General features: G+C 69.4%; 21 protein-coding genes. 3 read left to right on the forward strand and 18 right to left on the reverse strand.

The genetic code is table 11. The features are described 5' to 3' along the window. Positions 1–7: 7 nt before the first annotated feature. The 9 genes from rsfS to rplU form a co-directional block, all read right to left on the reverse strand. Entirely contained in the window at positions 8–385 is a 378-nt protein-coding gene (gene rsfS / locus ACZ5Y9_RS11255; RefSeq protein ID WP_336640150.1) for a ribosome silencing factor, read from the reverse strand. Beyond that, the gene (locus tag ACZ5Y9_RS11260; RefSeq protein WP_464471369.1) at positions 385–1,638 is read right to left on the reverse strand and encodes a hypothetical protein; all 1,254 of its coding nucleotides are present in this window, start codon (positions 1,636–1,638) and stop codon (positions 385–387) included. Before ACZ5Y9_RS11260 ends, rsfS begins: the two co-directional genes overlap by 1 nt. After that, complete coding sequence (gene nadD / locus ACZ5Y9_RS11265; protein ID WP_247622165.1) at positions 1,635–2,237, reverse strand: nicotinate-nucleotide adenylyltransferase; 603 nt, start codon at positions 2,235–2,237, stop codon at positions 1,635–1,637. The genes ACZ5Y9_RS11260 and nadD overlap by 4 nt, the downstream gene beginning before the upstream one ends. 6 nt (positions 2,238–2,243) lie before the next feature. Next, a complete protein-coding gene (locus ACZ5Y9_RS11270; RefSeq protein WP_247632000.1) occupies positions 2,244–2,468 on the reverse strand; it encodes a hypothetical protein in 225 nt (74 codons plus the stop codon). Positions 2,469–2,519: 51 nt separating this feature from the next. Next, the gene (locus tag ACZ5Y9_RS11275; protein WP_336640148.1) at positions 2,520–3,773 is read right to left on the reverse strand and encodes a glutamate-5-semialdehyde dehydrogenase; all 1,254 of its coding nucleotides are present in this window, start codon (positions 3,771–3,773) and stop codon (positions 2,520–2,522) included. A 29-nt stretch (positions 3,774–3,802) separates the two neighbouring features. After that, positions 3,803–4,585, reverse strand: coding sequence for a glutamate 5-kinase (gene proB / locus ACZ5Y9_RS11280; RefSeq protein WP_247631998.1), 783 nt, complete (start codon positions 4,583–4,585; stop codon positions 3,803–3,805). Further along, positions 4,582–6,084 (reverse strand): GTPase ObgE, encoded by a 1,503-nt coding sequence (obgE, locus tag ACZ5Y9_RS11285; RefSeq protein WP_247622161.1) that lies wholly within the window; start codon positions 6,082–6,084, stop codon positions 4,582–4,584. Before obgE ends, proB begins: the two co-directional genes overlap by 4 nt. 110 nt (positions 6,085–6,194) lie before the next feature. Then, a complete protein-coding gene (gene rpmA, locus ACZ5Y9_RS11290; RefSeq protein WP_247622160.1) occupies positions 6,195–6,452 on the reverse strand; it encodes a 50S ribosomal protein L27 in 258 nt (85 codons plus the stop codon). A gap of 18 nt (positions 6,453–6,470) precedes the next feature. Then, a complete protein-coding gene (gene rplU, locus ACZ5Y9_RS11295) occupies positions 6,471–6,779 on the reverse strand; it encodes a 50S ribosomal protein L21 (RefSeq protein WP_247622159.1) in 309 nt (102 codons plus the stop codon). 212 nt (positions 6,780–6,991) lie between these two features. Between rplU and ACZ5Y9_RS11300 the strand changes: the two genes are divergently transcribed. After that, positions 6,992–7,258 carry a DUF4031 domain-containing protein gene (locus ACZ5Y9_RS11300; RefSeq protein ID WP_247622158.1) on the forward strand — a complete coding sequence of 89 codons (267 nt, stop codon included), beginning with the start codon at positions 6,992–6,994 and terminating at the stop codon, positions 7,256–7,258. On the opposite strand, the gene ACZ5Y9_RS11305 is transcribed toward ACZ5Y9_RS11300, so the two are convergent. Then, on the reverse strand, positions 7,223–9,652 hold the full coding sequence (locus ACZ5Y9_RS11305; RefSeq protein WP_464471370.1) for an Rne/Rng family ribonuclease: 2,430 nt from the start codon (positions 9,650–9,652) through the stop codon (positions 7,223–7,225). The two genes, ACZ5Y9_RS11300 and ACZ5Y9_RS11305, sit on opposite strands and share 36 nt — an antisense overlap. 281 nt (positions 9,653–9,933) lie before the next feature. Here ACZ5Y9_RS11305 and ACZ5Y9_RS11310 point away from each other — a divergent pair, with 281 nt between their 5' ends. Next, positions 9,934–10,551 (forward strand): vitamin K epoxide reductase family protein, encoded by a 618-nt coding sequence (locus ACZ5Y9_RS11310; protein ID WP_247631995.1) that lies wholly within the window; start codon positions 9,934–9,936, stop codon positions 10,549–10,551. Positions 10,552–10,614: 63 nt separating this feature from the next. Here the strand turns inward: ACZ5Y9_RS11310 and ndk are convergent, their stop codons facing one another. Genes ndk through ileS form a run of 4 tightly spaced genes read right to left on the reverse strand, consistent with a single transcriptional unit; the run spans position 10,615 to position 16,151 of the window. Beyond that, complete coding sequence (ndk, locus tag ACZ5Y9_RS11315; protein ID WP_067120383.1) at positions 10,615–11,031, reverse strand: nucleoside-diphosphate kinase; 417 nt, start codon at positions 11,029–11,031, stop codon at positions 10,615–10,617. 1 nt (position 11,032) lies between these two features. Next, the gene (locus ACZ5Y9_RS11320) at positions 11,033–11,455 is read right to left on the reverse strand and encodes a DUF4233 domain-containing protein (protein ID WP_247622155.1); all 423 of its coding nucleotides are present in this window, start codon (positions 11,453–11,455) and stop codon (positions 11,033–11,035) included. Beyond that, positions 11,452–12,804 carry a bifunctional folylpolyglutamate synthase/dihydrofolate synthase gene (locus tag ACZ5Y9_RS11325; RefSeq protein WP_464471371.1) on the reverse strand — a complete coding sequence of 451 codons (1,353 nt, stop codon included), beginning with the start codon at positions 12,802–12,804 and terminating at the stop codon, positions 11,452–11,454. The genes ACZ5Y9_RS11320 and ACZ5Y9_RS11325 overlap by 4 nt, the downstream gene beginning before the upstream one ends. Then, the gene (gene ileS, locus ACZ5Y9_RS11330; RefSeq protein WP_464471372.1) at positions 12,801–16,151 is read right to left on the reverse strand and encodes an isoleucine--tRNA ligase; all 3,351 of its coding nucleotides are present in this window, start codon (positions 16,149–16,151) and stop codon (positions 12,801–12,803) included. Before ileS ends, ACZ5Y9_RS11325 begins: the two co-directional genes overlap by 4 nt. A gap of 280 nt (positions 16,152–16,431) precedes the next feature. Here ileS and ACZ5Y9_RS11335 point away from each other — a divergent pair, with 280 nt between their 5' ends. Then, positions 16,432–17,082, forward strand: a complete 651-nt coding sequence (locus ACZ5Y9_RS11335) for a pentapeptide repeat-containing protein (RefSeq protein WP_464471373.1) — start codon at positions 16,432–16,434, stop codon at positions 17,080–17,082. A 9-nt stretch (positions 17,083–17,091) separates the two neighbouring features. Here ACZ5Y9_RS11335 and ACZ5Y9_RS11340 read toward each other — a convergent pair whose 3' ends face one another. Genes ACZ5Y9_RS11340 through ACZ5Y9_RS11355 form a run of 4 tightly spaced genes read right to left on the reverse strand, consistent with a single transcriptional unit; the run spans position 17,092 to position 22,000 of the window. Next, positions 17,092–18,606: an ATP-binding cassette domain-containing protein gene (locus ACZ5Y9_RS11340; protein ID WP_464471374.1), complete on the reverse strand. Its 1,515-nt coding sequence runs from the start codon at positions 18,604–18,606 to the stop codon at positions 17,092–17,094. Next, positions 18,603–19,415: an ABC transporter permease gene (locus tag ACZ5Y9_RS11345; protein ID WP_464471375.1), complete on the reverse strand. Its 813-nt coding sequence runs from the start codon at positions 19,413–19,415 to the stop codon at positions 18,603–18,605. Before ACZ5Y9_RS11345 ends, ACZ5Y9_RS11340 begins: the two co-directional genes overlap by 4 nt. Next, complete coding sequence (locus ACZ5Y9_RS11350) at positions 19,412–20,356, reverse strand: ABC transporter permease (RefSeq protein ID WP_464471376.1); 945 nt, start codon at positions 20,354–20,356, stop codon at positions 19,412–19,414. Before ACZ5Y9_RS11350 ends, ACZ5Y9_RS11345 begins: the two co-directional genes overlap by 4 nt. A 33-nt stretch (positions 20,357–20,389) precedes the next feature. Further along, entirely contained in the window at positions 20,390–22,000 is a 1,611-nt protein-coding gene (locus ACZ5Y9_RS11355; RefSeq protein ID WP_464471377.1) for an ABC transporter substrate-binding protein, read from the reverse strand. Positions 22,001–22,056: the final 56 nt, after the last annotated feature.

Raw genomic sequence — 22,056 nt, forward strand, 5'->3', positions numbered from 1 at the left:
TCCGGGGTCACTCCCCCGCGACGGGCTCCGGGAGGTCGATCGGCACGACGGGGCAGTCCTTCCACAGGCGCTCGAGCCCGTAGTACACGCGCTCCTCCTGGTGGAAGACGTGAACGATCAGGTCGCCGAAGTCCATGAGGACCCAGCGCGACTCGGCGCGACCCTCGCGCCGGACACGCTTGTGGCCCTCCGCGATGAGACGGTCCTCGATCTCGTCGGCGATCGCGGCGACGTTGCGCTCGCTGTTTCCCGTGACGAGCAGGAAGATGTCGACGAGCGGAAGCGGCTCCGAGACGTTGAGCGCGACGAGGTCTTCACCGCCCTTCGAGACGGCGGCTGCGGCAGCGATCTGCAGCATGGCTTCAGCGGTTTCAGGTGATTGCATCAGAACACATTCGTGGTGAAGGCGACGACGAGGACCACGCCCAGTGCGAGGGCGAGACCACCCGCAACGATCGCAAGGATGAGCATGAGTTTGTTGCCCTTTTCGGGGGCGGGCGGTCGGATGACCTCGCCGGCGGGCTTGATGGTGCTGACCGCCGAGCTGGCGGCGATCGGCGTGGGAGAAGAAGCGGGCGGCAGTTCGCCGTCGATGAGGACGGCATCGACGTCCTTGCCGTCGGCGACGCCGTGGGCGTGACCCTGGGAGCCGATGCCGCGCGGGAGTTCGTAGGAACCGGTGACGAGGATTTCGCCGGTCGATGCGACCGGTCCCGAGAGCGATCCCTCGCCCGGCGAGGGCGTGAAGATCAGCGCGCTGGGAGACGTGTGCTGAGAGCCGCTCGAATCGCCGACCGTGAGCAGCTCGTCGAACGACGGTGCGAACGGCTTCTGCGTCTTGTCGATCACGGACGCCCCGAACGCCGGGTTCACGGTGGGGCGCTCATCGGGAGCGATGACCTCGTCATCGTCTCCGACGTCGGCGAGCACGTCATCGGTGTCCGAGAGGGCGGGTTCCTGGTCGAGGCCCAGAACGGCATCGACGTCGTCGACGTCCTCCTGCGGCTCCTCGGCTGCCGCGTCGAGAGGCATCTCGCCCACGGATGCGCTCGCGCCCGCGGCGCTCACGGGCGTGATCGCGACCTCCGCGTCGTCTTCATCGATGTCGTCGTCGGTCGAAACGGCCGGTGCGGCCGGTGCCGAGAACTCCGGCACGGCGGAGACGATCGGCGTCTGATCGGCCGGGGGGTGCTCCTGCGGCGCCGGCTCCTCTGCCACCGGTGCCGGCGGCTCCACCGGAGCGAGCGGCGTGGCGTCCTCGGGTTCGACGACGGGAACGGATGCCGTGCGCACGCGCTCCTGGTCACGCGCCTGGCGGCGGGTGAGTGGGGCGGCCGGGGATGCGGGAGCGGCTGCTTCTTCGGCGACGGGAGCGGGCTTCGCCGCAACGGGAGCCTCAGCGACGGGCGCGGGCTTCTCTTCAGCGGGCTTCTGCGGGGCAGGCTTCTCGACGGCGGGCTTCTGCGCGGCAGGCTTCTCGACGGCGGGCTTCTCGACGACCGCGTCGGACTCCCGCGTCTGCGCGGGCGCGGCAGCCGCCTCCTCGTCGGTGATGACGGGCGTCGATCCGGTCAGTCGGATCTCACGCAACTGCTTGCGTGTCAGCGGACCCTGGCCGTGCTGATCCGATGTAGTCATGACTTGCTCCGATACAGATGATGCTTCGCGATGTACTGGACGACCCCGTCGGGAACGAGATACCAGACCGGCTGGTCGTCCCGGACCCGCTCTCGGCAGGCGGTCGACGAGATCGACAGGGCCGGCACCTCCAGCTGGCTGACGTTGTCGCTCGGGAGGCCGTCCGTGCTCAGGACGTGTCCTGGCCGGGAGACCGCGACGAAGTGGGCCAACTCCCACAACTCATCATGGTCCCTCCAACTGAGAATTTGCGCCACGGCATCCGCTCCCGAGATGAAGAAGAGCTCCGCATCGGGTCGGTCCCGTTTCAGATCCCGCAGGGTGTCGATCGTGTACGTCGGCCCTTCGCGATCGACGTCGACGCGGCTGACGGTGAACTGCGGGTTCGATGCCGTCGCGATCACGGTCATCAGGTAGCGGTGCTCGCTCGGGGTGACGTCCGACTTCTGCCAGGGGCGCCCGGTCGGGACGAAGACCACTTCGTCGAGATCGAAGGAGTGCGCGACCTCACTGGCGGCGACGAGGTGACCGTGGTGGATCGGGTCGAACGTTCCACCCATCACACCGATGCGCGGAGCGCGCGAGGTCACGGTCTTCATAGTTCCTTAGTGGCCGTGCCCTGCCCCGTGGCCGTCCTTACCGTGCTTCGCAGCCCAGGCCTCGGCCTTGGCCGAGTGACGGTTGGCGACGTTGCGGTACGACAGCGTCACGAGACCGAGGAAGGCGAAGATGATCGCGGCGATCACACCGAAGATCACGGTCTCGAGGGCAACGTTGCCGTGGTGCTCGGTTTCCGCAGCGGCCATCGCGACCTGTGCGATGAGGTTCATCGTTTCTCCGTTTCGTGACCTGAGTCAGTGCAGCGCCATCCAGTCTATCCCTCAGCCGCGCGTCTGCCCCGACCCACGCGCCAGCCATTTCGTGCTCGTGAGCTCGGCGAGACCCATCGGGCCCCGCGCATGCAACTTCTGCGTCGAGATACCCACCTCGGCGCCGAAGCCGAACTCGCCGCCGTCGGTGAAGCGGGTCGAGGTGTTGACCATGACGACCGCGGAATCGACCTCGGCGAGGAAACGCTCGGCGTTGCGGGTGTCGGTCGTGATGATCGACTCGGTGTGACCTGTGCTGTAGCGGCGGATGTGCGCGAGGGCCTCGTCGAGGTCGTCGACCACCTTGATCGCGATGTCCAGGCTGAGGTACTCGGTCGCCCAGTCCTCCTCCGTGGCCGGGATGACGTTCGACACGAGCCCGGCGACCATGTCGTCGCCGTGGATCGCCACGCCCTCGCTCTGCAGCGCACTGGCCACGAGGGGTACCAGACGCGGAGCCGCCTGACGATGCACGAGCACGGTCTCGACCGCGTTGCAGACGCTCGGCCTCTGCACCTTCGCGTTGACGACGATGTCGCGGGCCCAGTCGTCCGGCGCCGACTCGTCGAGAACGATGTGCACGTTCCCGGCCCCCGTCTCGATGACCGGAACGGTCGATTCAGTGACGACGGTCTCGATGAGCCCTGCGCTCCCGCGCGGAACGAGCACGTCGATGTAGCCGCGCCCGTGCATGAGCGCCGTGGCTCCGTCCCGACCGAAGTCGTCGACGGTCTGGATCGCCTCGGCGGTGACGCCGGACCGCACCAGCGCCTCCCGCATGACCTCGACGAGAACGGTGTTCGACTCACGCGCGGCGCTGCCGCCCCGGAGAACGGCCGCGTTTCCCGAACGCAGTGCGAGAGCGGCGATGTCGACCGTGACGTTCGGCCGCGCTTCGTAGATCGCGCCGACCACGCCGAAGGGCACTCGGATCTGCTCGAGGGCGACACCGTTCGGCATCCGATGCCCGCCCACCACGCGACCCACCGGGTCCGGGAGCGCGGCGACCTGGCGAACGGCGGCGGCGAGAGCCGCGACGCGCTTGTCGTCGAGGCGCAGACGGTCGATCAGCGAGTCGCCGATCCCGTTCTCGTTTCCGCGCGCGATGTCGAGCTCGTTGGCGGCGATGATGCGCTCGGCGTCGCGCTCGAGTCCGAGCGCGATCTCCTCGAGAACGCGCTCCTTGTCGCCACTGGTCAGAGCGGCCGTCGCGCGCGACGCCTCCTTCGCGCGCTCGAGGCGCACCTGCGGGGTCTGATCGGTCATCCGCCCAGTCTAGGGCGCACCGATCCCGCTCAGACGGCGGGCTCGAACCAGGTGCCGACCTCGGCGCCCGAGAGCGCCCGATCCACCAGATCGGCACTCGTCACCAGCACGCCGATCCCCGACGCGGCCGCGAGCCGGGCGGCGGAGACCTTGGTGGCCGCTCCCCCGGTGCCGACGCTGTTCACGACCGTCGCCCCGAACTCGAGTCCGCTCAGATCGGCATCCGCGGCGATCACGTCGATCGGCTCGGCACCGGGATCGGAGGGCGGGCGCGTGTAGAGCGACTCGATGTCGCTGAGCAGCACGAGAGCGTCGGCTTCGATCAGCTGAGCGACGAGGGCTCCCAGGCGGTCGTTGTCGCCGAAACGGATCTCCTGGGTCGCCACCGTGTCGTTCTCGTTGACGATCGGGAGCACGCGCAGCCCGAGAAGGCGCTCCATCGCGCGACGGGCGTTGCTGCGCGAGGTGGGGTTTTCGAGATCACCGGTCGTCAGCAGCACCTGGCCCGCGACGATGTCGAACGGACGCAGCGCCTCCTGGTACCGGTAAACCAGGATGTTCTGACCGACGGCCGCGGCCGCCTGCTGGGTCGCGAGATCGGTGGGGCGGGCGTCGAGACGCAGGAACGGGATGCCGGACGCGATCGCACCGGACGAGACGAGGACGACCTCGGTGCCCCGCCCGTGCGCGGCCGCGAGGGCCTCGACGAGAACGGGGATGCGCCAGGACGCCTCACCGCTGATCGACGACGATCCGACCTTGACGACGATGCGCGCAGCCGTGGCGAGGTCTGCACGCGAGCGTGCGGTCACTCGCCCTCTTCGCGATAGGCGGCGAGGCGCTGGGCCTCGACCTCCGCGCGCGCCGCGGCCTTGGCATCCATTCGCTCGTAGTAGTTCTCACGACGCTCCGACGTCGTGCGTCGCGCATTCGGCGCGAGACGCGGGTCGGTCCCTCGCGGGGCCGTCATGAGTTCGGCGGCCGAGGTCATCGTCGGCTCCCAGTCGAAGACGATGCTGTCGCCCTCGCCGATGACGACGGTCGATCCCTGCACCGCGCCGAGGCGGAAGAGCTCGTCCTCGACGCCCAGCTTCTCGAGCCGGTCAGCGAGATAGCCGACGGCCTCCTCGTTCTGGAAGTCGGTCTGCTGCACCCACCGCACGGGCTTCTCGCCGATGATGCGGTAGACGTTGCCGTAGGTGCCGCCCTCGACCCGGATCGTGAACTCCTTCTTGGAGCCGCGCGGACGGATGACGACGCGCTCACGGGGCACCTCGACGGCGGCCTGCTCGGCGCGCACCTTCTCGACGAGCTCACCGAGAGCGAAGGTCAGCGGACGCAGACCCTCGTGCGAGACGGTGGAGATCTCGAAGACGCGGAATCCGCGCTCCTCGAGATCGGGGCGGACGAGCTCGGCGAGATCACGAGCCTCGGGCACGTCGATCTTGTTCAGGGCGACGAACTGCGGGCGCTCCAGCAGAGGGGTCTGTCCCTCGGGCACCTCGTAGGCCGCCAGTTCGGCGAGGATGACGTCGAGATCGGAGAGCGGGTCGCGTCCCGGCTCGAGCGTGGCGCAATCGAGCACGTGCAGCAGCGCGGAGCAGCGCTCGACGTGGCGCAGGAACTCCAGTCCGAGACCGCGCCCCTCGCTGGCGCCCTCGATCAACCCGGGCACATCGGCGACGGTGTAACGCGCGTCGCCGGCCTGCACGACACCGAGATTCGGGTGCAGCGTCGTGAACGGGTAGTCGGCGATCTTCGGCCGTGCGGCCGAGATCGCGCCGATCAGGCTCGACTTGCCGGCCGAGGGGTATCCCACGAGCGCCACGTCGGCGACGGTCTTGAGTTCGAGGACGACATCGCCCTCGTACCCCGGCGTACCCAGCAGCGCGAAGCCCGGAGCCTTGCGCTTGGGCGACGAGAGAGCAGCGTTGCCCAGGCCGCCCAGGCCGCCCTTGGCCACCACGAAACGCTCGCCCGGGATGATCATGTCGATCAGCACGTCGCCGTCGGTGTTCTTCACGACGGTTCCGACGGGCACCGGAAGCTCGAGGTCCTCCCCCATGAACCCGGCACGGTGATCGCCCATGCCGAATCCGCCGTTGGGCGACGAGCGGTGCGGAGAGTGGTGGTACGAGAGCAGCGTGCCGGTCTGCGGGTCGGCGACGAGGACGATGTCGCCGCCGTCTCCGCCGTTGCCGCCGTCCGGGCCACCGAGAGGCTTGAACTTCTCGCGGTGCACCGAGACACAGCCGTTGCCGCCCTTACCCGCGCGCAGGTGCAGCGTCACGGTATCGACGAACGTGACCATGTGTCGGTCTCCTCAGGTGGTAGCTGTTGCCCATCGGAATCGGTGGGCAGATACACGGACGGGGCGAGCCGAAGCCCGCCCCGAACCGGATGTCTGTTGCTGTGCGGCGATTACTCGCCTGCAGCGACGATGTTGACGACCTTGCGGCCGCCCTTCGCGCCGAACTGCACCGCACCGGCGGACAGCGCGAACAGCGTGTCGTCGCCGCCACGGCCGACGTTCACGCCGGGGTGGAAGTGGGTGCCGCGCTGACGGACGATGATCTCGCCGGCGTTGACCTGCTGGCCGCCGAAGCGCTTGACGCCGAGGCGCTGAGCGTTGGAATCACGACCGTTACGGGTGGAGCTTGCGCCCTTTTTGTGTGCCATGTCCTGGTCTCCTCGGTCTTACTTGATGCCGGTGATCTTGACGCGCGTGAGCTCCTGACGGTGGCCCTGGCGCTTCTTGTAGCCGGTCTTGTTCTTGTACTTCTGGATGATGATCTTCGGGCCGCGGAGGTTGCCGATGACCTCGGCGGTGACCTTGACCTTGGCCAGCTTGTCGGCGTCGGTGGTCACCGTAGCGCCGTCGACGAGCAGCACAGCGGCAAGCTCGATCTTCTCGCCCTGGGCAGCCTGCACACGGTCGAGCTGAACGATCGTGCCGACCTCGACCTTCTCCTGCCGCCCACCGGCGCGCACTACTGCGTAAACCACTTCATACCTGTTTCGTTGGGGAGCTCGCGGCTCCGAGAATCTCACGGGAAGACTGTTGCTTGCATGCGCCGCGGGGCGACGGGTGCGAATGCAAGACTCTCCGCTTCGACCGACGAGGACGACGCGGCATACGCACCAAGGGACTACTTTACCGGATGCCGGAGCCACTCGCAAAGTGAGCCGAGGGGTGTGTCCGGTCATAGGCTTGCGGGATGACCGTTCTCGTCGACGACCCGCTCTGGCCCGCGCACGGACGCCTGTGGGCGCACCTCGTCAGCGACGAGAGCCTCGACGAGCTGCACGCGTTCGCGCTCAGCCACGACCTCCCGCCGCGCGCCTTCGACCTGGACCACTACGACGTGCCGGAGGAGAGCATCCCCCGGCTCGTCGCCGGCGGCGCCCAGCACGTCGGCGGCAAGGAGCTCGTCCGACGCCTGATCGCCTCAGGCCTCAGGATCCCCGCTCGCGACCGGCGCTGACGCCTCGCCGTTCACCGATACCGGGGTGCCGGTGAGCGCCGCGGTGCTGACACGACGGCGTCCACGACCCTGTCCCGGTGCCTTCGGCTCCGGGAGGGCGTCGAGCACCGAGTCGAGCAGCTGCTCGGCCTGGCTGCGCGGCGCGGGCTTGCGATCCGCCCCACGCTTCTTGCGGGGCTTCTTCGCGCGCTCCGGCGCCTCGACCGGCGCCTCGGCGACGACGACCTCGTCGCCGGCACCCTCGGCGGGAGCCTTCGTGGATGCCGCGATCTGCGCCAGGGCAGACTTCGCACCCTCGGGGATGCTGTGCGTCACGTTCGCAGCGGGCGGGGCGCTCTGGCTCTGTCCGCCACCGTTGCCACCGCGCTGACGGCGGCCGCTCTGGTTGTTGCCGTTGCCCCCGTTGCCGTTCCCACCGTTTCCGTTGGAGCGGTGCTTGACGACGGGGTCGTGGTGCACGATCACACCGCGGCCGGCGCAGACCTCGCACGCCTCGCTGAAGGTCTCGAGGAGGCCGAGGCCGAGCTTCTTGCGGGTCATCTGCACGAGACCGAGCGAGGTGACCTCGGCGACCTGGTGCTTGGTGCGGTCGCGGCTGAGGCACTCGATGAGACGGCGCAGCACGAGGTCGCGGTTGGACTCGAGCACCATGTCGATGAAGTCGACCACGATGATGCCGCCGATGTCGCGCAGGCGCAGCTGGCGGACGATCTCCTCGGCGGCCTCGAGGTTGTTCTTGGTGACCGTCTCCTCGAGGTTGCCGCCGGAGCCGACGAACTTCCCGGTGTTGACGTCGACGACGGTCATGGCCTCGGTGCGGTCGATCACGAGCGAACCGCCCGACGGCAGCCAGACCTTGCGGTCGAGCGCCTTCTCGATCTGCTCCGTGATCCGGAACGCGTCGAAGGGGTCGGCGGCGTCTTCGTACGACTCGACGCGCTCGAGGAGGTCGGGGGCGACGCTCTCGAGGTAGGAGCGGATCGTGCGCTGCGACTCCTCGCCCTGGATGAGCATCTTCGTGAAGTCCTCGTTGAAGACGTCGCGGACGATCTTGACGAGCAGGTCGGGCTCGGCGTGCAGCAGCGCGGGAGCCTGCTGGCTCTCGACCTGCTTCTGGATGTGCTCCCACTGCGAGGTCAGACGCTGCACGTCGCGCGTGAGCTGGTCCTCCGTCGCGCCCTCCGCGGCCGTGCGCACGATGACGCCGGACGACTCCGGCAGCACCTCCTTGAGGATGCGCTTGAGACGCGCGCGCTCGTTGTCGGGCAGCTTGCGGCTGATGCCGTTCATCGAACCGCCGGGGACGTACACGAGGTAGCGGCCGGGGAGCGAGATCTGGCTGGTCAGGCGGGCGCCCTTGTGGCCGACCGGGTCCTTGGTGACCTGCACGAGCACGCGGTCGCCCGGCTTGAGGGCGAGCTCGATACGACGGGGCTGGTTGCCGGTCTCGACGCCGTCCCAGTCGACCTCGCCGGAGTAGAGCACGGCGTTGCGGCCACGGCCGATGTCGACGAAGGCGGCCTCCATGCTCGGGAGCACGTTCTGCACACGACCGAGGTAGACGTTGCCGATGAGGGAGGCGTCCTGGTTGCGCGCGACGTAGTGCTCGACGAGGACCCCGTCCTCGAGGACGCCGATCTGCGTGCGGCCGTTCTTCGATCGGACGACCATCTTGCGGTCGACGGATTCGCGGCGGGCGAGGAACTCGGCCTCGGTGACGACCGGACGACGGCGACCGGCGTCGCGTCCGTCACGGCGGCGCTGCTTCTTGGCCTCGAGACGCGTGGAGCCCTTGATCGCCTTCGGCTCGGTGATGTACTCGACGACGCGCTGGCGCTGACGGGGAGCATCGCGCTGGTCGTCGCCCTCGGATCCGCCACGACGGCGGCGTCCGCGACGACCGCCGTCGGCATCGTCGAGCTCGCGCTCGGGAGCCGGGCCACGACCGGGGCGTGCCGGCAGCGGCACGATCTCGGGGGCGTAGAAGTGCAGCTGGGTGGAGACCTGCGACACGAACACCTCGGGGAGCAGACCCAGCGACACGGCGGTGACCGCGGCGGGCTCCTCGGGAGTGGCAGGTGCCTCGGGAGCGGCGGGTGCCTCGGGAGCGGCGGGCTCCTCGACCGAAGGCTCCTCGGCGGCGGACTTCTCCTCAGCCGAGGGCTCCTCTGCCGCGGACTCTTGCTCGACCGCGGACTCTTCCTCTGCCGCGGACTCGTCCTCGGCCACGACGGTCTCTTCGACCTGCGCGACCTCTGCGGGAGCATCCGACTCGGCCGGGGCCTCGTCTTCCGGAGTCTCGCCCTCGGGAGTCGGGGACTCCGTCAGCTCTTCCGCGGCGTCAGCCGGGAAGTCGAGGGTAGGGGTGTTGTTGTCATTGTTCTCATCGGCCATCTCTGGCTTGCTCCCTGCGCGGATCACCGGAGTGTTCCGCGAAACTCATGCGGCACCCGCGGGTGCCGCGAACTCACTCGATCTGCGACCGGCTCGTAGCTCTGGTCGCGTGGGGCATGGGCCCCGAAGTCTGCGTCGACACGTGTCACGGCTGGGCCGCTCATCGCGTCACAGGCCATTATCGCACCAAGTTCCGCAGAATGCGGCATCCGTGCACGTCCGGAGATTTTCTCCGGCCCCGTTCTCGCCCGATCCATAGCCGTCGCTGAGATAATCCTCAGATGAGCGAGCAGCGCACCCGCCCCGTCATCTTCGCCGTCTGGCTGATCATCGCGAGCGTGATCGGCTGGTTCGCCGCCTTCCAGCTCACGGTCGAGAAGTTCGTGCTCCTCGCCGACCCGGACGCCGCGCTGTCGTGCGACCTGAGCGCCTTCATCCAGTGCGGCAAGAACCTCGAGTCCTGGCAGGGATCGGTGTTCGGCTTCCCGAACCCGATCCTCGGCCTCACCGGGTGGATGGCACCCCTCGTCGTCGGTGTCGCGATCCTCGCCGGCGCCCGCTTCCCGCGCTGGTTCTGGGCCCTCTTCGGCGTCGGCATCACCTTCGCCTTCGGCTTCGTCTGCTGGCTCATCTCGCAGAGCATCTACGACCTCATCGTCCTGTGCCCGTGGTGCATGGTCACGTGGGCCGTGACGATCCCGACGTTCTTCGCCACCATGCTGCATCTCACCCGCAACGGCACCTTCACCCGCCACGAAGGGGCGCAGCAGCGGGCCGACAAGCTCATGGCGTGGGTGCCGCTGGCCACGGTCATCGCCTACGCGATCATCGTGCTGATGGCGCAGACCAAGGGCATCGACTTCCTCGGCGAGATGGTGCGCATCATCACCGGCGGCTGACTCCGCACACGAGAAAGGCCCGTCCGCTTCCGCAGCGGACGGGCCTTTCTCCTGGAGTGCGACTCAGTCGAACCAGATGCCGAGCTCGCGTGCGGCGCTCTCGGGGCTGTCCGAGCCGTGCACGAGGTTCTGCTGGACCTTGAGGCCCCAGTCGCGGCCGAAGTCGCCGCGGATCGTGCCGGGGGCTGCGGTCGTCGGGTCGGTCGTGCCGGCGAGGGAACGGAATCCCTCGATCACGCGGTTGCCGGCGAGGCGGATCGCGACCGACGGCCCCGACAGCATGAACTCGAGGAGCGGCTCATAGAACGGCTTTCCCTCGTGCTCGGCGTAGTGCGCGGCGAGCAGGTCGCGGTCGGGCTCGACGAGGCGGATGTCGACGAGCGCGTAGCCCTTCGCCTCGATGCGGGCCAGGATCGCGCCGGTGAGGCCGCGAGCGACGCCGTCGGGCTTGACGAGGACGAGGGTTTCTTCGGTGGCCATGTCATTCACTCTCTGTCTGAGTCTCGGTCGAGGGCTCGGTCGGGCGTTGTGCATCCACCCGCGCCCCCTTGATGGTCGCATACGCCCACATGCCGCCGAAAATCAGGACGACGAACAGGATGGACGGAACCAGGATCGCGGACAGGGCGATGATGACCTGCACGATCCACCCTGCGGTGATGGCCCAGGGCCGGGTGATCATGCCGGCGATGGCGATGCAGACCAGCGCCATCACGATGCCGCCCACGATCCCCCACCACTGCGGGATGGCCGGCGGGAGCGAGCGCAGGCCGAAGATCGTGAGTCCGACGAGGAACACGACGATCGACTCGAAGCCGAGCACGACCGGCGCGAGCTTCTGCACGAGGGTACGAGGCGGACGGGGCGGGCGTGGAGCGCGTCCGCCGGCGGCGCTGGAGGTCATGCGCGCCACCCGGATTTCCAGTCCTCTTCCTCGGCGAGGGCGATCGCCTCGCCCGCGAGCACGACCGATCCGGCGATGACGACCGCTCGGCGGTCGTTGGACGCGGCCCACTCCCGCGCGGCATCGGCCGCATCGGCGAGGGTCGGATGCACGGTGGCGCGCTGTCCCGTCTGCTCGACGAGGTCGGCGATCACATCGGCGTCCGACGCGCGATCGGAGTCGGGGGCCGTGGCGAAGACGTGCGCCGCCGCAGGAGCGAGCTGCGCGACGATGCCCGCGGCATCCTTGTCGGCCAGGACCCCGAGCACGACACCCCACTCGTCGAAGTCGAAGCTGTCGTCCAGCGCCTGCACGAGCGCTTTCGCGCCGTGCGGGTTGTGGGCGGCGTCGACGACGACGGTCGGGGCGACACCCAGCAGCTGCAGGCGGCCGGGCGACGTGGCGCCCTGCAGACCCTCCGACATGATGTCGTCGGCGATCCGCTGCGCCGCTCCACCGATGAGCGACTCGACCGCCGCGACGGCGAGGGCGGCGTTGTGGCCCTGGTGGGCGCCGTAGATCGGCAGGTACTCCTCGACGTAATCGCCGGCCAGGCCGCGGATGGTGAGCAGCTGCCCGCCGACCGCCAGCTTCTGCTCGGCGAGGCCGAAGTCGTCGCCCTCGAAGGCGATCGTCGCTCCCCGCTCGGCGGCGACTCGGCGCAGCACCTCGGCTGCCTCGGCCGGCTGCTGCGCCGAGACGACGGCTGCGCCGTCCTTGATGATGCCGGCCTTGACCTCGGCGATCTTCGCGATCGTGTCGCCGAGGCGGTCCGCATGATCGATGTCGATGGGCGAGAACACGGCGACGTCGCCGTCGGCCGTGTTGGTCGAATCCCATTCGCCGCCCATGCCCACTTCGAGCACGAGCACGTCGACCGGAGCATCCGCCACGGCGACGAAGGCGAGCACCGTCAGCAGCTCGAAGAACGTCAGCGGCGCGTCGCCCGCGGCCTCGAGCTCGGCGTCGACGATCTCGACGAACGGGGCGACCTCGTCCCAGGCGTCGGCCACGGCGGCGTCGTCGATCGGCTCGCCGTCGATCATGATGCGCTCGGTGAAACGCTCCAGATGCGGACTCGTGAAGAGTCCCGTGCGCAGACCGTGCGCGCGCAGCAGACTCTCGATCATCCGGGCGGTCGACGTCTTACCGTTCGTCCCGGTGATGTGCACGACGCGGTAGGTGCGCTGCGGGTCGTCGAGGAAGGCGAGGATGCGCGCGGTGCGCTCCTTGCGCGGCTGCACCCAGCGCTCCCCCGCGCGCCCCAGAAGGGTCTCGTAGACGGCATCCGCCCGTTCGCGAGCACTCATGCGGCACCGCCGATCCGGGACACGGCGATCGTGAAGGCCGCACGGTTCGCGTACGTGCCCTTCGCGATGTCGGCGATGAACTCGGCCCCTGCCACGGGGCGGTCCTCCCGGTGCAGCGAGTGCTCGACGGCCAGCGTCTCCCCCGCCACATCCGCGATCTCGAAGGCGGAGGCGACGGCATCCGCGTCCTCCTCGCTCGCGAACCGCAGATCCAGGCGGATGCGGTCGCTCACGTCGAAGCCGGCGTTCTTGCGCGTCTCCTGCACGGCGCGGATCACGTCGCGCGCCAACCCCTCGGCCTCGAGCTCCGGGGTCGTCTGCGTGTCGAGCAGCACGAAGCCTCCGGTGGGCACGATCGCGAGGGCCTCGCCCTCGGGGCGACCCGTCGTCTCGAGCACCAGCTCGTACTCGGCCGGTTCCAGGGCGATGCCTCCGGCCGTGACCACACCGTCGACCTCCGACCAGTCGCCGGAGCGCGCGGCCTGGATGGCCTTCTGCACCTCTTTGCCGAGGCGCGGTCCGGCCGCTCGCGCGTTCACGCTGAGGCGGTGGTCGATGCCGTAGTCGTGGGCGGTGGTGTCGGCGAGTGCCACCAGCTCCACCGACTTCACGTTCAGCTCCTCGCGCAGGATGTCGTCGAACTGCCCCAGCGTCGAGGCGAGCGGCGACACGACGGTGAGGCGCGCGAGCGGAAGACGCACGCGCAGCTTCTCCTTCTTGCGCAGCGCGTTGCCGACGCTCGAGAGTTCGCGGACGGCATCCATCGCGTCGCGGATCTCGTCGGCGGCGGGGAACGCCGCGGCATCCGGCCAGTCCTGCAGGTGAACGCTGCGCCCGCCCGTGAGTCCCTGCCAGACGCGCTCGCTGATCAGCGGCACGAGGGGCGCAGCGACGCGGGTGAGCGTCTCGAGCACGGTGTAGAGGGTGTCGAAGGCCTCGCGGCTCTTCGGGTCCTCGCTCACACCCACCCAGAAGCGGTCGCGCGAGCGGCGGATGTACCAGTTCGTCAGCACCTCGGCGAAGTCGCGCAGGCGACCGGCTGCGGTGGTCGAGTCGAGTCCTTCGAGGTCGGCGCGCACCTCGCGCACGAGGTCACCGAGGCGCGCGAGGATGTACCGGTCGAGCACGTCGGTCGAATCGGTGCGCCACGACGCCTCGTACCCGTCACCCGACGCATTCGCGTAGGTGGCGAAGAAGTACCACGAGTTCCACAGCGGCAGCAGGAACTCCCGCACGCCCGAGCGGATGCCCTCCTCCGTCACCGCGAGGTTGCCACCGCGCAGCACCGAGCTCGACATGAGGAACCAGCGCATCGCGTCGGAACCGTCTCGATCGAGCACCTCGGAGACGTCCGGGTAGTTGCGCAGCGACTTCGACATCTTGTAGCCGTCGCTGCCGAGCACGATGCCGTGGCAGCTGACGCCGGTGAAGGCCGGGCGGTCGAACAGCGCGGTCGACAGCACGTGCATCACGTAGAACCACCCGCGGGTCTGCCCGATGTACTCGACGATGAAGTCGGCGGGTGCGTGCGTGTCGAACCACTCCTGGTTCTCGAACGGGTAGTGCACCTGGGCGTACGGCATCGAGCCCGAGTCGAACCACACGTCGAACACGTCCTCGATGCGCCGCATCGTGCTCTTGCCGGTGGGGTCGTCGGGGTTCGGACGCGTCAGGTCGTCGATGTACGGGCGGTGCAGGTCGATCTCACCCTCGGGATTGCGCGGCAGCGTACCGAAGTCGCGCTCGAGGTCCTCGAGCGAACCGTAGGCATCGACGCGCGGGTACTCGGGGTCGTCGCTCTTCCAGATCGGGATCGGCGATCCCCAGTAGCGGTTACGGCTGATCGACCAGTCGCGCGCGCCCTCGAGCCACTTGCCGAACTGTCCCTGCTTGACGTTCTCGGGCACCCAGGTGATCTGCTCGTTGTTCGCGAGCATGTCGTCCTTGATGTCCGTCACGCGGATGAACCAGCTCGACACGGCCTTGTAGATCAGGGGGTTCCGGCAGCGCCAGCAGTGCGGGTACGAGTGCTCGTAGCTCTGCAGACGCACGAGGCGGCCGTTCTCGCGCACCAGACGCACGAGCGGGGTGTTCGCGTCCATCCAGAGCTCACCGGCGACGTCGGTGACGCTCGGCAGGAAGCGCCCGCCGTCGTCGAGCGACAGGATCGTGGGGATGGCGGCGGCACCCGCGACCCGCTGGTCGTCCTCACCGTAGGCCGGGGCCTGGTGGACGATGCCGGTGCCGTCGCTCGTCGTCACGTAGTCGTCGACCAGGATGCGCCAGGAGTTCTCGGTGCCCCAGACCTCGGCATCCGCGTAGTAGTCGAAGAGCCGGTCGTACGTGACGTCCTGCAGCTCGGATCCGCGGACGGATGCCTCGACCGCGGCGAGCGCCTCCTCGGCGCTCTCGTAGCCGAGATCCTTCGCGTAGCCGCCGAGCAGTTCGCGGGCGAGAAGGTAGCGGTGGGCGGAGGCCTCGACCGCGGCATCCGCGGAGCCTGCGACCTGGTGCACGTCGGCCGCTCCGTTCGGGCCGGCCGGCACGACGACGTACTCGATGTCGGGACCCACGGCGAGCGCGAGGTTGGTCGGGAGGGTCCACGGCGTGGTCGTCCACGCGAGGGCGCGCACGGCGGTGAGGCCGAGCGCCTCGGCCTTGGCCCCGGTGAGGGGGAAGGTGACGGTGACGGACGGGTCCTGACGCATCTGGTACACGTCGTCGTCCATACGCAGCTCGTGGGCGCTGAGCGGCGTCTCGTCACGCCAGCAGTACGGGAGCACGCGATAGCCCTCGTAGGCGAGGCCCTTGTCGTAGAGGGTCTTGAACGCCCAGAGCACGCTCTCCATGTACCCGAGGTCGAGCGTCTTGTACCCGCGGTCGAAGTCGACCCAGCGGGCCTGGCGGGTGACGTAGTCCTGCCACTCGCGCGTGTAGGCGAGCACCGAGCTCTTCGCCTTGTCGTTGAAGACGTCGATGCCCATCGCCTCGATCTCGCTCTTCTCGGTGATGCCGAGCTGCTTCATCGCCTCGAGCTCGGCGGGGAGCCCGTGGGTGTCCCACCCGAACACGCGGTCGACCTTGTGACCGGTCATCGTCTGGAAGCGCGGGAACACGTCCTTGGCGTAGCCGGTGAGCAGGTGGCCGTAGTGCGGCAGGCCGTTGGCGAACGGAGGGCCGTCGTAGAACACCCACTCGGGCGAGCCCTCGCGCTGCTCGATCGAGGCGCGGAAGGTGTCGTCCGTCTTCCAGAACTCGAGCACCTCCTCCTCGATCCGGGGGAAGCGGGGGCTGGGCGCGACGGAGGCGTCGGCGGCGGGGCCGAAGGAGGAACGCGGGTAGGTCATCGTGTCTCGCAGTGGTCGTCGTGGCGGATGCTCCTGCGAGGACGACCCTGCCGGGCCGCGGTACCACCTCGCGTGCGTTCCCGCCCCTCTCGGTGCGTTCACGCCACTCTCACTGCGGCTGTGACGGGCCTGCCCCGCTCGGTTCTACTGAGCCCGTCGCCGGGCCGTTCTTCCGAGAGCTCCCCGGTGATGCCGGATCGATGCTCGTGCTTCCAGTGTACGCGCCCCGGCGGGCCTGCGGGATCCCGTGAGTGTCGGCGCTCCGCCCTACGCTCGACGAATGGCCCGCTCCCCCGAGACCCCCGTCGCACCTCGCGTCTCGCCTCCCGACCTCCCCGATCACCTCGACGCCGCCGTCGCCGCGCGCAACGCCGACCTCATCGCCGCACGTATCGAGCTCGCAGGCGACGCCGACCTCGCCTACGCCTCGCTCGAGCAGTGCGTCGTGACCGCGGATGCCGACACGATCGACCTCACGGGGGCCACCGTGCTCGACGTCGACGTCACCGGCATCCGCGCCGCGTCGGTCAAGCTCCGCGGCGCCGGCATCCGCCGCCTGCGGGTGACCGGCGGCCGCATCGGCACGCTCGATCTCAGCACCACCCGGGTGTCCGAGCTCGAACTCCGCGATCTCCGCATCGACTACCTCAACCTGGGAGCGGCCCGCGTCGAAGACCTCGACGTGATCGGATGCCGCATCCGCGCTCTCGACATGCCCCAGGCGGAGCTCACCCGGGTGCGCTTCACCGATTCGGCGAGCGACGAGGTCGACACCCGCGGCATGCGGGCGACCGATGTCGATCTGCGCGGACTCGACGCTCTCGCCTTCCTCGACGCGAACAGCCTGCGCGGCACGACGCTCACGGCTTTCCAGGTGCAGCAGCTCGCCCCCGTGTTCGCCGCGGGGCTCGGCATCCACGTCGCCGACTGAGCGACCCGATCAGGGTCGGCGCACGCCGCTCGCCGCGAGCAGCTCCCGGGTGAACGGATGCTGCGGAGCCGCGAACACCTCGGCGACCGCCCCCTGCTCCACGATCCGGCCGCCCTGCATCACCAGGACGTCGTCGGCGACCGCTGCCACGACGTCGAGGTCGTGGGAGACGAAGACCATCGTCAACCGCCTTTCGCGCTGCAGCCGGTGGAGCAGACGCAGCACGCGCTCCCGCACCGAGGGATCGAGCGCCGAGACCGGCTCGTCGAGCACGAGCACGTCGGGATTCGCCGCGAGCGCCCGGGCGATCGCCGCGCGCTGCCTCTGCCCTCCGGAGAGTTCCGACGGGCGACGCCGGGCGAAGGACGGATCGAGATCGACTTCACCGAGAAGGGCCGAGACGCGCTCCCGACGTTCGGCACGCGGTACGCCGCCCGCCGCGAGCGCCTCGTGCAGGGAACGGCCGACGCTCCAGCGCGGATCGAAGGCGCCGAGCGGATTCTGGTGAACGAACTGCACCCGGTGCGCCCCGTTCCAGCGGATGCTCCCGGTATCCGGCGCCTGCACCCCCAACAGCACCCGTGCGAGCGTGGTCTTGCCCGATCCGGATTCCCCGACGATCCCGAGTGTCGTTCCCTGGCGCACGTCGAACGAGACATCGACGACGGCGGGAACCGCTGCGAACGCCACCGAGACCCGCTCGACCGAGGCGACCGTTTCACCGCCGGCATCGCCCGCCTCACGGGGCTCGTGCAGGGTCGCGGCGATGAGTTGCCGCGTGTACGGATGCTGCGGATCCTCGAGCACCTCGGCGACGGCGCCCTCCTCCACGATCTCTCCGTCGCGCATCACCAGCACCCGGTCCGCGAGCAGGCGCACGGCGGCGAAGTCGTGGCTGATGAAGAGAACGGCGGTACCGGCATCCGCGATCTCCCGCAGCAGACCGAGGATCTTCGCCTGCACGGTGGCGTCGAGCGCCGTGGTCGGCTCATCGGCGATGAGTGCGGCGGGCCCGGCGGCGAGCGCCGAGGCGATGAGCGCCCGCTGGCGCAGACCGCCCGAGAGTTCGTGCGGATACTGGCGCACGCGACGCTCGGGGTCCGGCATCCAGACCCGGCGCAGCAGCGCGAGCACCCGATCCCGCAGGGCGCCGCCCGCCCGCGCGTGCAGGCGCAGAGGCTCCGCGATCTCCGATCCGATGCGCTGCAGCGGGTCGAGGGCCACGAGGGCGTCCTGCGCCACCAGGGCGACGCGCGCCCCGCGCACGTTTCGCCATCCGCGCTCGTCGAGGCCGCGCACGTCCGTGCCGCCGACGCGCATCGCGTCGGCGGTGACGGCGGCTCGGCGGGGAGCGAGCCCGAGAAGCGCCCGGGCGGTGAGAGACTTCCCCGCTCCCGACTCGCCCACGATCGCGACGCACTCGCCGGGTGCCACGGTGAGCGACACCCCGTCCACGACCGCGGCACCGTCGATCGTGATGCGCAGGCTCTCCACCTCGATGACCGGCACGCTGTTCTCGCTCATCGCCCGTTCCCCTCCGCGCGCGTCCGCAGCACGCGACCGACGATCGTCGCCGCGACCACCGTGACGGTGATGGCGATACCGGGGAACACCGAGATCCACCAGGCCTGACCGAGCACGTTCCGACCGCCCGCGAGCATGAGGCCCCACTCCGGTGTCGGCTCCGCCGGGCCGAGCCCGAGGAAGCTGAGTCCGGAGGCGGCGAGGATGCTCGACCCGATGCCGATCGTCGCCAGCACGCTCAGCGATCCGAGCACGCCGGGGAGGACATGCCGCCAGAACGCCACCAGACGCGGCACGCCGAGGATGCGGGCGGCCTCTACGTGCTCGGCGACGCGGAGGGTGCGCGTCTGCACGCGGGCGAGTCTGATGTACACGGGCACCGCGGCGAGCGTCACGGCGATCGCGACGTTCACCGGCCCCGGCCCGAGCACGGCGATCACGACGAGCGCGACCAGGAACTCGGGGAATGCCATGAGCACGTCGTTCACGCGCATCAGCGACACGTCGACCCAACGGGGTGCGAGACCCGCGACCGCTCCGATGGCGAGCCCGGCCACCAGCGCGATCGCCGTGGCGAGCAGCCCGATACCGACCGAACGCGCGGCGCCGAACACGACCCGGGAGTACACGTCGCGGCCGCTCTGGTCCGTGCCGAAGAGGTGGTCGGCACTCGGCGGGAGCAATGCTCCCCGCACATCGGTGAGCACGGGGTCGTGCGTCGCGAGGACTCCGGGAAAGGCGGCGGCGGACGCGATGAGGCACAGCACCCCGACGGCCGCCCACAGCAGCCCTCGCTGCGCGCGGCTCATCGGCTCGTCCCACGGTCGACCGCGCGCACGCGCGGGTCGCTGAGCGGATGCACCAGCTCCACGATGACGTTCACGATCACGAACACGAGCGCACTGAGCAGGATGATCCCCGAGATCACGGGGAGGTCGCGGTCGCTGATCGCGGCGAGCGTCACCCGTCCGAGTCCCGGCCGCGCGAAGACGGTCTCGACCAGCACCGCCCCGCCGAGCACCGATCCGGTGAGGTAGGCGGTCAACGTCACGGCTCCCGCTGCCCCATGGCGCAGACCGTGCCGCAGCGTGAACCACCCCGCACTCGCACCCCGAGCGCGCACGGTCTCGGCGAACGGCATCCGCTCGGCCTGCACGAGGCCGTCGCGCAGCACCTGCCCGAGCAGTGCCGCGACGGGCAGGGCGAGCGTGATCGCCGGAAGCACGATGGTGGCGGGGTTGCGCGCGCCCGACACGGGGAACCAACCGAGCCCGAACGCGAACACGCTCAACAGCACCAGCCCGATCCAGAACACCGGTGACGAGAGCACGACCAGCTCGACACCCGTCGCGACCGCGCGCGCTGTCTCCCCGCGCACGAGCAGCGCGACGGAGAGGGCGATCACGACGGCGATGAGCAATGCGAGCGCCGAGAGCTGCAGGGTCGCCCCGAGCTGCCGACCGATGACCTCCGCCACCGGCATCCGCAACTGATACGACTCCCCCAGGTCCCCGCGCACCAGCCGGCCGAGATAGTCGACGTACTGCTCGAACGGTGGACGGTTCAGACCGAGGTCTTCTCGGATGCCGTCCTTCACCGCTTCGCTGACCTGCGCCTGGGGGCCGAGCATCACCGACACCGGATCGCCGGGGATCACGCGGAAGGCCAGGAACGCCACCGTCGCGGCGCCCCACAGCACGACCACCACGGATGCGACGAGACCGGCGATCTTCGCGAGCGCAGCCTTCACCGCTCTCCTCTCACCGCCGTGCGTCGACCCGGGTCAGCCGACCGTCACATCGTAGAACAGCGGCCGACCGTAGAGGTCGTACGAGAGTCCGTCGATGCGCTCGCCGACCGCGGTGATCGCCGACGGGCTGTAGAGCGGCACGATCGCCGTGTAGGTGGCGTTCCATTCCTGCAGCTGCGTGTAGATCGCATTGCGCTGGTTCTGGTCGCTGGTGGCCACGGCCTGCTCGAGCAGCCCGTCGACCTCGGGATCGGTCACTTGCGAGGCGTTCTGGAATCCGTCGGTGTGCAGGTGCGCGCGCAGGAAGTCGGGGTCGACGCCCGAGAAGCCCCAGTCGGTGAGGTCGAACGTCTTCGGTCCGTACTGCTCGTTGTAGGCGCCCGGCTCGAGCACCTCACGCTCGATCTCGAAGCCGATCTTCTTCAGGTCGGACTGGATCGCGTTCGCGAGGGCCGCGCGGTCGTCGGGCACCGGCGTCCACGCGATCCAGCGTGCGGAGAGACGCGCGCCGTCCTTCATGCGGATGCCGTCGGTGTCGCGCTCGGTCCAGCCGGCTTCGTCGAGGAGGCGGTTCGCCTCGTCGGGGTCGAAAGCCCAGGTGCCCTCGATGGCGGCGTCGTAACCCGGCGTCGTCGAGCTCAACACGCTCCAGGCGCGGGGGAACTGGCCGAAGAAGATCTCCTCGACCGCGGGGTCGATGTCGATGCCGCGGGCGAACGCCTGGCGCACCTTCTCGTCGGCGAACACGCCGTACTTCTCGTTGAGGTAGAGCGAGTACGGGAGGCCCGGGTACTCGACGGAGTCGACGCTCACACCGTCGCCGAGGTCTCCGGCGAGGTTCGGCGGGATGTTGCTCGCGAGGTCGGCCTCGCCGCTGGTCACGACGCCCGCACGGACGGATGCCTCGGGCTGGATCTCGACGCGCAGCGTCTCGAACTTCGGGGCTCCCTCGCCGTGCGGACCCCAGGCGTAGTCGTCGTTGCGCGTGTACACGAGCTCTTGGTCGGGTGTGTACTCGGTGAGCTCGAACGGCCCGGTGCCGACGGTGATCCCGGGGCCACCGGCCTTGAGCTGATCGGCCGAGTCGGCGAGGACGGCCGGCGAGTAGAACCCGAGCTGGGGCGTGCTGGCCGCCTGCAGGAAGGGAGCGTAGGGCTGGGTGAAGCTCACCGTCACCGTGTGGTCGTCGACGACCTCGGTACCCGCGTAGAAGTCGGCGCCGAGCATGCTCGCCGCCTGCGCGGATGCGGTCTCCGGGTCGACGATGCGGTCGAAGTTCGCCTTGACCGCCGCCGCGTCGAAGGGCTCGCCGTCGGTGAAGGTGACGTCGTCGCGCAGCGTGAAGGTGTACTCCGTACTGTCGTCCGACACGGTCCAGTCGGTCGCGAGCCACGGGGAGAACGTGCCGTCCTCCTCCTGGAAGACGAGCGAGTCGAGCACCGCGCGCTGCACCGTGCCCGACACGTCGAGCTGGCTGACCTGCGGGTCCATGTGACCGGCGGAGAGGTTCGCGCCCTCGATCGACCACACCACCTCGCCGTCACCGTCCTGTCCACCGGGGGTGGCGCAGGCGCTGAGCGCCAGGGCGGTCACGGCGACGATCGCCGCGGCGGGGAGAAGACGGCGCACGGATGCTGCGGGCATGAGGATTCCTCAGAACGAAAAATGGGGTGAGATCAGTCTAGGACCGATTCTTGGAC

The organism is Microbacterium sp. T3-8, from assembly GCF_055398145.1.